The sequence below is a fragment of the Kitasatospora sp. NPDC001261 genome, from assembly GCF_042896795.1.
GTDB lineage: Bacteria > Actinomycetota > Actinomycetes > Streptomycetales > Streptomycetaceae > Kitasatospora.
Genome location: NZ_JBIAXP010000022.1, coordinates 56,610 through 69,733, shown reverse-complemented (window position 1 = coordinate 69,733; position 13,124 = coordinate 56,610). Strand labels below are relative to the sequence as shown.

The 13,124-nt window shown below is 76.2% G+C and carries 5 protein-coding genes; all 5 read left to right on the top strand.

Features of this window, described 5'->3' with window-relative positions:
• Positions 1-74: 74 nt before the first annotated feature.
• From ACFY4B_RS27865 to ACFY4B_RS27845, 5 genes are read left to right on the top strand one after another with little or no spacing between them, the layout of a single operon-like run.
• Positions 75-4,796: an amino acid adenylation domain-containing protein gene (locus ACFY4B_RS27865; RefSeq protein ID WP_387972417.1), complete on the top strand. Its 4,722-nt coding sequence runs from the start codon at positions 75-77 to the stop codon at positions 4,794-4,796.
• A 32-nt stretch (positions 4,797-4,828) separates the two neighbouring features.
• Complete coding sequence (locus ACFY4B_RS27860; protein WP_387972414.1) at positions 4,829-9,271, top strand: amino acid adenylation domain-containing protein; 4,443 nt, start codon at positions 4,829-4,831, stop codon at positions 9,269-9,271.
• 9 nt (positions 9,272-9,280) lie between these two features.
• Positions 9,281-11,065, top strand: a complete 1,785-nt coding sequence (locus tag ACFY4B_RS27855; protein ID WP_387972411.1) for a non-ribosomal peptide synthetase — start codon at positions 9,281-9,283, stop codon at positions 11,063-11,065.
• On the top strand, positions 11,062-11,841 hold the full coding sequence (locus tag ACFY4B_RS27850) for a thioesterase II family protein (protein WP_380741353.1): 780 nt from the start codon (positions 11,062-11,064) through the stop codon (positions 11,839-11,841). Before ACFY4B_RS27855 ends, ACFY4B_RS27850 begins: the two co-directional genes overlap by 4 nt.
• Positions 11,841-13,025: a cytochrome P450 gene (locus tag ACFY4B_RS27845; protein WP_074006452.1), complete on the top strand. Its 1,185-nt coding sequence runs from the start codon at positions 11,841-11,843 to the stop codon at positions 13,023-13,025. The genes ACFY4B_RS27850 and ACFY4B_RS27845 overlap by 1 nt, the downstream gene beginning before the upstream one ends.
• Positions 13,026-13,124: the final 99 nt, after the last annotated feature.

The following is a 13,124-nucleotide window of genomic DNA, read 5'->3' as shown; positions in this document are numbered from 1 at the left end:
CCCGTTCTGCCGATAGGGCCTTCGTAATCCCCCTATCGCCTTCTTCGCCGATTCCTCTCACGATCTGGGGCTGGATGATGTCCTCTCGCGGTTTTCCCGTCGAATTCACGGCGCCCGCATTCGCGCCGTTCGCCTCCGCCGTCGCGCGCTTCCCGGAGCGGCCGGCCGTCCGGGCCGGGGCCCGGACCGTCAGCTACCGGGAGCTGGACGGACTGAGCGCCGCCCTCGCCGCCCGGCTCGCCCCCGGGCGGACGGTCGCCGTGACCGGCCGCGACCGGCTGGACCACGTGGTCGCGCTGCTGGCGGCGCTGCGGGCGGGTGCCACCTACCTGCCGCTGGACCGGGAGGCGCCCGAGGAGCGCAACCGCTGGATCGTCGAGGACGCCGGGGCCGGGCTCGCCCTCGACGGCGAGGAGCTCACCGAGCTCGGCGACGGGACGGGTGCGGGCGCCGGCTACGTCATCTACACCTCCGGCACCACCGGCCGCCCCAAGGGCGTGCACGTCCCGCTCGCGGCCCTGACCGGCCACCTGGCCGGTGTGGTCGAGGCCCTCGGCCTGACCGAGCGGGACGTGGTGCTGCAGTTCGCCCGTCCGACCGTGGACGTGGCCGTGGAGCAGGTGCTCGGGGCGCTGTCCGCCGGGGCCTGCCTCGTCCTGCCGGAGCAGCGGCTGCTCGCCCCGGCCGCGCTGCTGGAACTGCTGGACGCCGAGGGCGTCACCGTCGCCAACCTGGCCGCGGGCTACTTCCAGGACGTGGTGGCGGCGCTGGGCGGCCGGGTGCCGCGCACCCTGCGGCTGATGGTCTCCGGCAGCGACAAGCTGGAGCCGGCCACCGCCGCCGCCTGGTGGGCGGCGACCGGGGTGCCGCTGCTGAACGCGTACGGTCCGACCGAGACGGTGGTCACCGCCACCGTCCACCGGCTCGACGGCGGGCAGGAGCAGCCGGGCGCCCGGGTGCCGATCGGCACCGCCGTCGGCGGGCGGCTGCTGCACGTGCTCGACGAGCGGCTGCGGCCGGTGCCGCCCGGCGAGGCCGGCGAACTGTACGTCGGCGGGCCGCTGTTGGCCTCCGGCTACCTCGGCCGCCCGGGCCTGACCGCCGGCCGCTTCGTCGCCGACCCGTTCGCGGCCCCGGACGGCCCCGGGGGAGCCCGGATGTACCGCACCGGCGACCTGGTGCGCCGAGCCACCGGGGAGGGCCCGCTGGAGTTCCTCGGCCGCACCGACCACCAGGTGAAGATCCGCGGCTTCCGGGTCGAGCCCGGTGAGGTCGAGCAGGTGCTGGCCGGCCACCCCGGCGTCACCGGCTGCGTGGTGGTGGCGCACGAGGGCCGGCTGGCCGCGTACGTCACCGGCGCCGCGCCGGGGTACGCCGAGGCCCGGGCCTGGCTGGCCGAGCGGCTGCCCGAGCACATGGTCCCGGCGACGCTCACCGCGCTGGAGGCCTTCCCGCTGACGGCCGGCGGCAAGGTGGACCGCGCGGCGCTGCCCGAGCCGCGGACCGCACCGGAGGGCAGGGCGGCCGGCCGCCCGCCGCGCACCCCCGCCGAGCAGCTGATCGCGGCGGTCTGGGCGGACGTGCTCGGGGTGCCGGAGGTCGGCGCCGACGACAACTTCTTCCACCTGGGCGGCGATTCGCTGACCGCCGTACGGGTGGTGGGCCGGGTCTTCGACGTCTTCGGCATGGTGTCGCCGTACACCATCTTCGACGCGCCGACCCTGGCCGGGTTCGCCGCCGCGGTGACCTCCGCGACCGGCGGCGCGCGCCCGGCCCCGGTGCGCTCGGGCGCCGCCGAGGCCCCGCTGTCGAAGTTCCAGCGCGGCCTGTGGTTCCTCGACCAGTGGAACCCGGACGCGCCGACCTACGTGGTGCCCTGGGTGTTCCGCTTCTCCGGGCCGGTCGACCCCGGGCTGCTGCGGCGGGCGCTGGCGGGGGTGGTGGAGCGGCACGAGAGCCTGCGGACCACCTTCGAGCTCGCCGAGGACGGCCCGCGCCAGGTCGTCCACCCCTCCGTGGAGCTGCCGTTCACGCTCACCGAGACCACCGCCGACCGGGTGGACGAGCTGGTCGCCGAGGCCGCGCTGGAGCCCTTCGACCTGGCGCGGGGACCGCTGGTGCGGGCCCGGGTCTTCCGGGCCGGCGGGGCGACCACGCTGCTGCTGCTCCTCCACCACATCGTCTGGGACGAGGGCTCGCTGCCCGTGCTGGAGGCCGAACTCCAGGAGCTGTACGCCGCGCTGGCCGAGGGCCGCCCGGCCGAGCTGCCGGAACTCGCCGTCCAGTACGGCGACTACGCCGCCTGGCAGTACCAGGACGACACCGCGGAGAAGCAACTCGACTACTGGCGCGAGCAGTTGCGCGACGCGCCGACCGCCGACGCGCTGGCGCCGGACCGCCCCCGCCCCGAGGAGCAGGCCTTCCGCGGCGCCTTCCACCGCTTCGCCATGCCCGATCCGGTGGCCGAGGCCGTCCGGGCGCTCGCCCGCAGCGAGGACGCCACCCCCTTCATGGTGCTGCTGGCCGGGCTGGCGCTCACCCTGCACCGCCGCTCCGGGCAGCGCGACCTGGTCCTCGGCTCGCCGGTGAACGCCCGCGGCCGGGCCGAACTCGACGGCCTGATCGGCTACTTCGTCAACCTGCTGCCGCTGCGGCTGAAGCTGGAGGACGGCGCCTCCTTCCGCGAGCTGGTCCGGCACGTGCGCGAGGTGTCGATCGGCGGCTACCGGCACCAGGAGGTGCCCTTCGACGACATCGCGAACGCCGTGCTCGACGAGCGCCCCGAGGACCGCAACCCGCTCTGCCAGGTGCTGCTGGAGCTGCACCCGCTGGACCCCCGGCCGTTCACGGTCGGCGGGCACGCCGTCACCCGCTCCCTGCACTCCAACCCGGTCTCCCGCTTCGACCTGTCCGTCTCGGTGGACGACCTCGGCACCGGCTTCACCGGCCGCTTCGAGTACGACAGCGACCTCTTCGACCCGGCCACCATGGCCGGCCTGTGCGAGGAGTGGCTGGGCACCCTGGCCGCCGCCGTCGAGGTGCCGGTGCACGCCCTGTTCGAGGCGCGGGCCGCCCGCGAGCCGGGCGCCGTCGCCCTGGTGTCCGGCGAACGCGCCGTCGGGTACGGCGAGTTGAACGCCGCCGCGAACCGGCTCGCCCGCCACCTGGCGGGCCTGGGCATCGGCCGCGGCGACACCGTCGCCGTGCTGACCGAGCGCGGTCCGGAGCTGGTCACCGCCCTGCTGGCGGCCCTCAAGACCGGCGCCGCGTACACCCTGCTCGACCCGGACTTCCCGGCCGAGCGGCTGGCCGGCGCCGTCGCCGACACCGGCGCCGCCACGGTGGTCACCCACCGGCACGCCACCGTGCCGTTCGCCGTCCCCGGCCAGGTGGACCTGGACGCCTCGGCCGCCGACCTCGCCCGGTACCCGGCCCACGACCTCGGCCTGCCGGTCGACGGCGCCGACCTCGCCACCGTGATGTTCACCTCCGGCTCCACCGGCCGCCCCAAGGGCGTCGCCGTCCCGCACCGCGCGCTCACCACCACCTACCTCGGCCAGGACTACGCCCGCTTCGGCCCCGACGAGGTCTGGCTGCAGTGCTCGCCGGTCTCCTGGGACGCCTTCGCGCTGGAGCTGTACGGCGCGCTCTGCTTCGGCGGCACCTGCGTCCTCCAGCCCGGCCAGCGCCCCGACCCGCAGACCGTCGCCGAGCTGACCCGCCGCCACGGCGTCACCCAACTCCAGCTCTCCGCAAGCCTGTTCAACTTCCTGCTGGAGGAGTTCCCGGAGACCTACGACGGCCTGAAGCTCGCCTTCACGGCCGGCGAGCGGGCCTCCACCACCCATGTCGCCAAGGCCCTGGAGGCCTACCCGGGCCTGGTCGTCGCCAACGGCTACGGCCCGGTGGAGAGCCTCGGCCTGACCACCTGCCACCGGGTCGGCCCCGCCGACGCGGCCGGCGGCTCCATCCCGATCGGCGTCGCGCTGCACGGCAAGGGCGTCCTCGTCCTGGACGAGCGGCTGCGCCCCGTCGCGCCCGGGGTGACCGGCGAGCTGTACGCCACCGGCGGCGGCCTCGCCCACGGCTACCTCGGCCGGCCCGGCCTGACCGCCGAACGCTTCGTCGCCTCCCCGTACGGCGCCCCCGGCGAGCGCCTCTACCGCACCGGCGACCTCGGCCACCGCACCGCCGAGGGCCTGCTGGAGGTCACCGGCCGGATCGACGACCAGGTCAAGATCCGCGGCTTCCGGGTCGAACCCGGCGAGATCGAGGACGCGCTCACCCGCCACCCGGCCGTCCGGGAGGCCGCCGTCGCCGTCCACGAGCCCGCCCCCGGCGACCGCCGGCTCGCCGCCTACGTCACCGTCGCCGCCGGCGCCCCCGGCCCGGACGCCCTGCTCGACCACCTGGCCGGCCTGCTGCCCGAGCACATGCTGCCCGCGACCCTGGACGTCCTGGACGCGCTGCCGCTCAACCACAACGGCAAGGTGGACCGCAAGGCGCTGCCCGCCCCCGCCGGGCGCCCGGCCGCCTCCGACGAGGACGCGACGGCCGACGAGGCCGCCGACCCGCTGACCGAGGCCGAACGCCTGGTCGCCGAGGCGGTCCGCGAGGTGCTCGACCTCGCCGAGGTCGGCCGCGAGGACAACTTCTTCCGGATCGGCGGCAACTCGCTGGCCGCCGTCCGGGTCGCGATGCGGCTGTCCCGGGAGACCGGCAGCCGCGTCCCCCCGCAACTGGTGTTCCGGGCCCGGACCGTGAGCGCCATCGCCGAACGGCTGGCCGCCCGGTGACCGGCCGCACCGCACACGAAGGGAACGAGGCCGTGAGCCCGTCCGACCACCCGGCGCGCACCGCGCCCGTCTCCGGGCTGCAACGCGGCCTCTGGTTCCTCGACCGCCTCGACCCGAAGGCCGTCACCTACTGCACCCCCTGGACCCTCGACGTCACCGGCCCGCTCGACCTCGCGCTGCTCCGGCGCGCGCTGGACGCCGTCACCGCCCGGCACGAGACCCTGCGCACCACCTTCGCGCTGCACCCCGACGGCCCCCGCCAGCACGTGCACCACCGCCTCGCCGTGCCGCTCGCGGAGACCGACCTGCGGGACCACCCCGACCGGGCCGCGCGCCTGGAGGAGCTGCTCGCCGCCCGCTGCGCCGAGCCCTTCGACCTGGCGGCCGGCCCGCTGCTGCGCGCCGAGGCCTTCCGGCTCGCGGACGAGCGCACCACCGTGCTGTTCACCGTCCACCACATCGTCTGGGACGGCTGGTCCGCCGAGGTCTTCGAGCGCGAACTCGCCGAGCTGTACGACGCGGCGCTGCGCGGCCGGGAGGCCGAACTGCCGGAGCTGACCGTGCAGTACGCCGACCGCGCCGAGGAGGAGCTCGGCACCTCCTACGAGGAGCACCTGACCTACTGGAAGGAGCAGCTGGACGGCGCCCCCGCGCTGCTGGAGCTGCCCACCGACCGGCCCCGGCCCGCCGAGCGCGGCGCGGCCGGCCGCACCGAGGGGTTCGACCTCGCCCCGGGGACGGCGGCGCGGGTCCGCGCCCTGGCCGAGACCGAGGGCGTCACCCCGTTCACCGTCCAACTGGCCGCCTTCGCCCTGCTGCTGAACCGCTGGACCGGCGCCGACGACCTGGTGGTCGGCACCCCGGTGACCACCCGCGACCGGCCCGAACTGGAGCACCTGCTCGGCTACTTCGTCAACCTGCTGCCGCTGCGCCTGCGGCTCGCGCCCGCGCTGAGCTTCCGGGACCTGCTGGAGCACGTCCAGGACGTCGCCTTCGAGGCCTACGGCTACCTCGACCTGCCCTTCGACCAGATCGTCGACCGGCTCGGCGCCGCCCGCAGCGCCCAGCACCCGCCGCTGGTCCAGGTGGTGTTCGGCGCCCACGGCGAGGACCGCACCCCGCTGGCGCTCGGCCCGGCGGCCACCGCCCGCAGCCGGGTGCGCTCCAACGGCACCAGCAAGTTCGACCTCACCTGGTCCGTGTTCGACGGGGGAGACGGCGGCGAGCTGCGCGGCGAGGCCGAGTACCGCGGTGAGCTGTTCGACCCGCAGACCGTCCGCCGGCTGGCCGCCGAGTTCGACGCCCTGCTCGCCGCGGCCCTGGACGACCCCGACGCCACCGTGCTGCGGCTGACCACCCGCCCCGCCGAGGGGGCCGCGGCCACCGACACCCCCGGCCACTGCCTGCACCACCTGTTCGAACGGGCCGCCGACGCCCACCCCGACCGGCCCGCCGTCAGCGACCCCGACCGCACCCTGGGCTATGCCGAACTCGACCGCCGGGCCAACCGCCTCGCGCACGCCCTGCGCGCCCGGGGTGTCGGCCCCGGCGACCGCGTCGGCATGCTGCTGGACCGCACCGCCGACGTCCTGGTCACCGTCCTCGGCGTGCTCAAGACCGGCGCCGCCTACGTGCCCGTCGACCTGGCCGCCCCCGCCGACCGCGCCGCGCTGGTCTTCGGCGACACCGGCGTCGCCCTGGTCGTCACCGACCGCCCGGACCTGGTGCCCGAAGGCCCCTGGCAGGCCTACGACCTGACCGCCGAGGCCGCCGACCTGGCCGCCCGCCCCGACACCCGCCCGCCGGCCGCCGGCCGCCCCGGCGACGTCGCCTACGTCATCTTCACCTCCGGCTCCACCGGCCGCCCCAAGGGCGTCGCCGTCGCCCACGAGCACGTCAGCCGGCTGATGGCGGACGGCGAGCGGCACTTCGGCTTCGGCCCGCGGGAGACCTGGACGCTCTTCCACAGCTACGCCTTCGACTGGACGGTCTGGGAGATGTGGGGCGCCCTGCTGCACGGCGCCCGCCTGGTCGTCGTCCCCTACGTGACCAGCCGCTCCCCGGAGGAGTTCGCCCAGCTGCTGGCGGAGGAGGAGGTCTCGTACCTCTGCCTGACCCCCTCGGCGCTGCGCCAGCTGGAGCCGGTGCTGCGGCGCAGCCCGCGCGCCCTGCCCGCACTGAAGTGGATCATGCTGGGCGGGGAGGCGCTGGACCCGGCCGTCGTCCAGCGCTGGTTCGAACTCGACCCGCCGCCCCCGGCCCGGCTGTGCAACCTGTACGGCATCACCGAGACCACCGTCCACGTCACCACCCACGACCTGGCCGGCAGCGCCGGCTTCGAGCGCAGCCTGATCGGCACGCCGATGCCGCACCTGAGCGCCCAGGTCCTGGACGACTGGCTGCGGCCGGTGCCGCCCGGCGCGGCCGGCGAGCTGTACATCGGCGGCGGCAGCCTCGCCCACGGCTACTGGGGCCGCCCCGGCCTCACCGCCGGGCGCTTCGTCGCCGACCCGTACGGCCCGCCCGGGGCCCGGCTCTACCGCACCGGCGACGTCGCCCGGCGGCTGCCCGGCGGCGGGCTGGAGTACATCGGGCGCGCCGACTTCCAGGTCAAGCTGCGCGGCTTCCGGATCGAACTCGGCGAGATCGAGAACGCGCTCGCCGCCCACCCGGACGTGGACGCCTGCGTCGTCACCGTGCACGAGGACCGCCTCGCCGCGTACGTCACCGGACGCGAGCCCGCCGACGTCCGCGCCTTCCTCGGCCGCTCGCTGCCCCCGTACATGGTCCCGGCGAGCTTCACCGTGCTCGAGTCGCTGCCGCTGACCGTCAACGGCAAGGTGGACCGCGCCGCGCTGCCCGCCCCCGGCCAGCGGGCCACCGCCACCGGAGGCCGGCACGTCGAGCCGCGCACCCCGGAGGAGGAGGCCTTCGCCGCCGTCTGGACGGAGGTCCTCGGGGTGGACGGCATCGGCGTCCACGACGACTTCTTCCACCTCGGCGGCGACTCCATCCGGGCCGTCCAGCTGGCCGGCGCGCTGCACGAGCGCGGCTGGGGGCTGAGCCTGCGGGACGTCTTCAACGCCCCCACCGTCGCCGCCCTGCTGCCGCTCGCCGAGCCCGTCACCCAGGGCCCGGACGCCCACGAGCCCTTCGCCCTGGTCACCCCCGAGGACCGCGCCGACCTGCCGCCCGGCCTGGTCGACGCCTACCCGATGGTGTCCATGCAGCTCTCCATGGTCTTCCACATGGAGATCGCCGGCGGCACCGACAGCTACCACAACGTCAACTCCTACAAGATCTCCGGCGACCTCGACGAGCAGGCCTTCCGCCGCTCCGTCGCCGAGGCCATGGACCGCCACGCCGTGCTGCGCACCGGCCTGGACCTGTCCGGCTACGGCGAACCGCTGCAGCTCGTCCACGGCCGGCTGCCCGCCCCCGTCGAGTTCGCCGACCTGCGCGGCGCCGCCGAGGAGGACCAGGACGCGGCGATCCGCGAGGTGTTCGACACCCACCGGTGGACGCCCTTCGACCTCACCGCGCCGCCGCTGTTCCGGATCACCGTGCAGCGCCTCGCCGAGGACGCCTTCCAGCTCACCGTCTCCGAGCACCACGCGATCCTCGACGGCTGGAGCTTCACCTCGCTGCTCACCGAGATCCTGGAACGCCACACGGCCATCGCCGATGACCCGCTCGGCGCGCCCGCCCCGCCGCCGCGCACCGCCTTCCGCGACTTCGTGGCCGTCGAACGGCAGGCCGCCGGGGACGAGCGCTCGCTCGCCTACTGGCGCGAGCGGCTGGACGGCGTCAGCGGCCAGTCCTTCCCCGGCAGCGAGTCCGTGCACGAGGCGCCGCGCACCGTCGAACGGGTGCTGCCGGAGGCGCCCGGGCAGTTGCGCGACGTCGCCGACGCGCTCGGCGTGCCGGTCAAGTCGGTGGCGCTCGCCGCCCACCTGCACGCCCTCGCCGCCGTCACCGGGCGTCGGCGCGTCACCACCGGCCTGGCCGTCAACGGCCGGCTGGAACGGCTCGGCGGCACCGAGGTGTACGGGCTGTTCCTCAACACCGTCCCGCTGAGCTGCGAACCCACCGACGACCTGCTCGCCCTGGTCCGCGAGGTCCACCGCGAGGAGCTGGACATGATGCCGCACCGCCGGGTGCCCTTCGCCCGCCTCGCCCGGCTGATGACCGACACCGCGCTGGACAGCCAGTTCGGCTACCTGCGCTTCCACGCCCTCGGCCGGCTCAGCTCGGCCCGCATCGTGGACGGCCGGATCGGCACCGAGCCGACCCTGCGCCACGAACCCAACAGCTTCGCCTTCGGCGCCTCGGTCATCCAGGACCCGGTCACGCAGCGGGTGCTGCTCGCCGTGGACCACCAGCGCTCGCTGGTCGCCGACCACACCGCCGAGCAGTTCATCGACACCTACGCCGCCGCCCTGCACACCATGGCCGCCGCCGCCCGAGAGTCCTGAGGAGCCGTCATGACCGATCTGCTGGACCGCCTGCGCGACACCGTCGCCGCCCACCCCGGGCGCACCGCCGTCCTGGCCGGCGCCGACCGCCTGGACTTCGCCGAACTCGACCGCCGCACCGCCGCCCTGGCCCGCGCCCTGCGCGAGCGCGGCGTCGGCCGCGGCGACCGGGTCGGCGTCCACCTCGCCCGCACCGCCGACCTGCCGGTCGCCCTGCTCGCCGTCTGGCGGGCCGGCGCCGCCTACGTCCCGCTCGACCCGGCCTACCCCGCCGAGCGGCTCGCCCACATGGCCGCCGACGCCCGTCTCGCGGCCCTGATCAGCGCCGACGGCCTCCCGGCGGCCGACGGGGTGCCGGTGCTGCGCCCGGACGCCGCCGCCGACGGGCTGGGGGTACCTCCCGGCCGCCAGGCTGGGGGAGAACTGCCCGAGCACGCCCACCCGCTGGACCCGGCGTACGTCATCTACACCTCCGGCTCCACCGGCCGCCCCAAGGGCGTCGAGGTGCCGCGCGGCGCCGTCGCCGCCCTGGTCACGGCCCTGGAGGCGAGCGGCGCCTACCGCGCCGAGCCCGGTGTGGTCGGCTGGAACGCCAGCGTCTCCTTCGACGCCTCCGTCCAGCAGTGGGCCCGGATCTGCCGCGGCGACACCGTCCTGGTCATCGGCGAGGAGCACCGCGCCGACCCGGCCCGGGTGGCCGCCCTGCTGGCCGAGCACGCCGTCACCGACCTCGACCTGACCCCCTCGCACTGGGAGCTGCTGCGCGAGCCGCTGGCCGGCGCCCGGGTGCCGCGGCTGTTCATGGGCGGTGAGGCCGTCCCCGAGCGCACCTGGCGCGAGCTGGCCGACGGCGGCGTCGACGCGCTCAACCTGTACGGGCCCACCGAGTGCACCGTCGACGCCGTCACCGCGCCGATCAGCGGCCCCGGACCGCACCTGGGCGCGCCGCTGCCCGGGGTGCGCCTGCACCTGCTGGACGAGAAGCTCGCCCCCGTCCCCGACGGCGTCGTCGGCGAGCTGTACCTGGCCGGGCCCGGCCTCGCCCACGGCTACCTCGGCCGGCCCGGACTGACCGCCGAACGCTTCGTCGCCGACCCGGTCGCCGCGGGGGAGAGGATGTACCGCACCGGGGACCAGGCCCGGCGCGGCGAGGGCGGCCGGCTGGAGTACGTCGGCCGGGTGGACCGCCAGGTCAAGCTGCGCGGCTACCGGGTCGAGCTCGGCGAGGTCGAGCACGCCCTGGCCCGGCTGGCGGGCGTCCGGGCCGCCGCCGTCACCGTCCACGAGCCCGCGCCCGGCGACCGCAGGCTGGCCGGCTACGTCACCGGCGCCGTCACCGCCGCCGAGCTGACCGAGCGGCTGCGGGCCACCGTGCCCGCCCACCTGGTGCCCTCGGTGATCACCGTGCTGGACGCCCTGCCGCTCACCCCGAACGGCAAGGTCGACCTGGCGGCGCTGCCCGCCCCCGCCCCCGCCCCCGCCGCCTCCGCCTCCGCCGCGGAGTCGGGCGCCGGCGGACTGGCCGGGCAGGTCGCCGAGGTCTGGGGCACCGTGCTCGGCGTCACCGGCCTCCGGCCCACCGACGACTTCTTCTCGCTCGGCGGCCACTCCATCGCCGCACTGCGGGTCGTCCACCTGCTGCGCCGCCGCCTCGGCATCGAACTCCAGCTGCGCCACCTGCTCGACTCGGCCGACCTGGCCGCCTTCACCGCCACCGTCGAACGGGCCGTCGCGGCCGGCACCGCCGCCCCCCGGCCCGCCCTGACCGCCCGCGCCCGGGCGGCCGGCGCATGACCACCGCCCTGCGGGTGCGGCCCCGCGTCGAAGGGGACTGGCTGTTCGTCCCCGTGCCCCAACCGCGGAGCCCGTACCGGCTGTTCTGCTTCCCGCACGCCGGGGGCGACGCCACCGCCTACACCCCGCTGGCCCGCGCCCTCGCCCCGGTGGCCGAGGTCTGGGCGCTGCGCCCGCCGGCCCGCGGCGGCCGGCTCGGCCACCCGATGCCCGCGAGCTTCGACCTGCTGGTCGACGCCGTCCTGGAGGCCCTCGGCCCGCACCTGACCGGGCGGTTCGGCTTCTACGGGCAGAGCTTCGGCGCCCTGCTCGGCTACGAGGCCGCCCGGGCGCTGCCGGCCGGGCGGCGGCCCGAACTGGTCGTCGCCGCCTCCGCCTCGCCGCCCGCCGCCTGGGCCGGGGCGGACCGCCCCCAGTACACCGCCGACGAGCTGCTGCGCCTCGCCGGAATGGGGCAACTCGTCGAAGGCGAAGCAGAGTTGAAGGAGCACGCGCTGCGCGGCATCCGCACCGACCTGGACGTGGTCGACACCTACCGGCCCCGTCCGCACCCGCCGATCGGCTCCGCCCTGCACACCGTCGTCGGCGCCGAGGACCCGCTCCTGGCCGTCGGCGGCCTCGAAGGCTGGGCCGCCCACACCAGCGGCGGCTCCGGCCACCACGTCGTCCCCGGCGGCCACCTGCTCGCCACCGTCGACGGGCCCGGCCCGGTCGACCTGCTGACCTCCCTCATCGCGCGGCCCCGTACCGCGCACCTGTCCCGGACGGAGCACTGATGCCCACCACCACCGCGGTCGACCTCACCGACCCCGACCTCTGGGCCCGGCCCGACACCCCCGCGCTGGTCGCGGAGCTGCGCCGGGAGTCCGCCGTCCACCGCACCGACACCGTCGACGACGGGCCGGTCTGGTCGGTGCTCTCCTACCGGCACTCCGCCGAGGTGCTGCGCAACGCCGCCGTCTACAGCTCCGAGCAGGGCTCGCTGCTCGGCGCCGGCGAGGGCAACGTCCCGGTCGGCTCCGGCCGGATGATGGCCCTCACCGACCCGCCCCGGCACCGCGAACTGCGCGCCCCCGCCAACCCGTTCTTCTCGCCCGGCGCCGTGCGCGGGGCCGCCCGGGGCATCGCCGGACTCGCCGCCTCGATCGTCGACCGGGCCGTCGAACTGGGCGAGGTGGACCTCGTCGACGCGGTCTCCGCGCTGCCGCTGTCCGTCATGTGCGACCTGCTGGACGTCCCCGAGGGCGACCGCGAGATGGTCGAGCGGGTCTGCGACGTCGCCTTCCTCGGCCGCACCCCCGAGGAGCGCCGGGCCGGCCACCAGCAGCTCATCCCGTACCTGCTGCACCAGGTGATGCTGCGGCGCAGCGACCCGCGCGACGACCTGATCAGCATGATGGCCACCTACCGGGTCGGCGGGAGGCTGCTGCCGATCGAGGACGTCGTCCTCAACCTGGACAACATCGTGGTCGGCGGCGTCCAGACCGTCCGCCACACCGCCGCGATGGGCCTGTACACCCTGGTCCGGCACCCCGAGCTGTGGCGGAGGCTCCAGCGCGGCGAGGTCGGCATGGACTCGGCGCTGGACGAACTCCTGCGCTGGACCTCGGTCGGGCTGCACACCCTGCGCACCGCGAGCCGGGACACCGAGCTCGACGGGCGCACCATCCGGCGCGGCGACCGGGTCGCGGTCTGGGTGTGGTCCGCCAACCGGGACCCGGAGGCCTTCGACCGGCCCGAGGAGATCCTGCTCGACCGCGCCCCCAACAAGCACCTCGCGCTCGGCCTCGGCGCCCACTACTGCGTCGGCGCGCCGCTGGCCAAGGCCGAACTCGGCGGCCTGTTCACGGCGCTGCTGGAGCGCGTCGCCGTGATCGAGCAGACCGGGCCGGTCGTCCACAACCGCTCGATCATCAACTTCGGCCTGGACCGCTTCCCGGTCCGCCTCACCCCGCGCTGAACCGCCGGGTGCCGAGCCGGGCGACGGGACGGCGGGCGGGGCGGCGGGCGGGGCGGCCGACGGGGTGGCAGGCGGGGCGGCGGGACGGCGGGCGGGACG

Coding starts and splice junctions, on each gene's coding strand:
- ACFY4B_RS27865 (WP_387972417.1), top strand. CDS start 75: ATGATGTCCTCTCGCGGTTTTCCCGTCGAATTCACGGCGCCCGCATTC.
- ACFY4B_RS27855 (WP_387972411.1), top strand. CDS start 9,281: ATGACCGATCTGCTGGACCGCCTGCGCGACACCGTCGCCGCCCACCCC.
- ACFY4B_RS27850 (WP_380741353.1), top strand. CDS start 11,062: ATGACCACCGCCCTGCGGGTGCGGCCCCGCGTCGAAGGGGACTGGCTG.
- ACFY4B_RS27845 (WP_074006452.1), top strand. CDS start 11,841: ATGCCCACCACCACCGCGGTCGACCTCACCGACCCCGACCTCTGGGCC.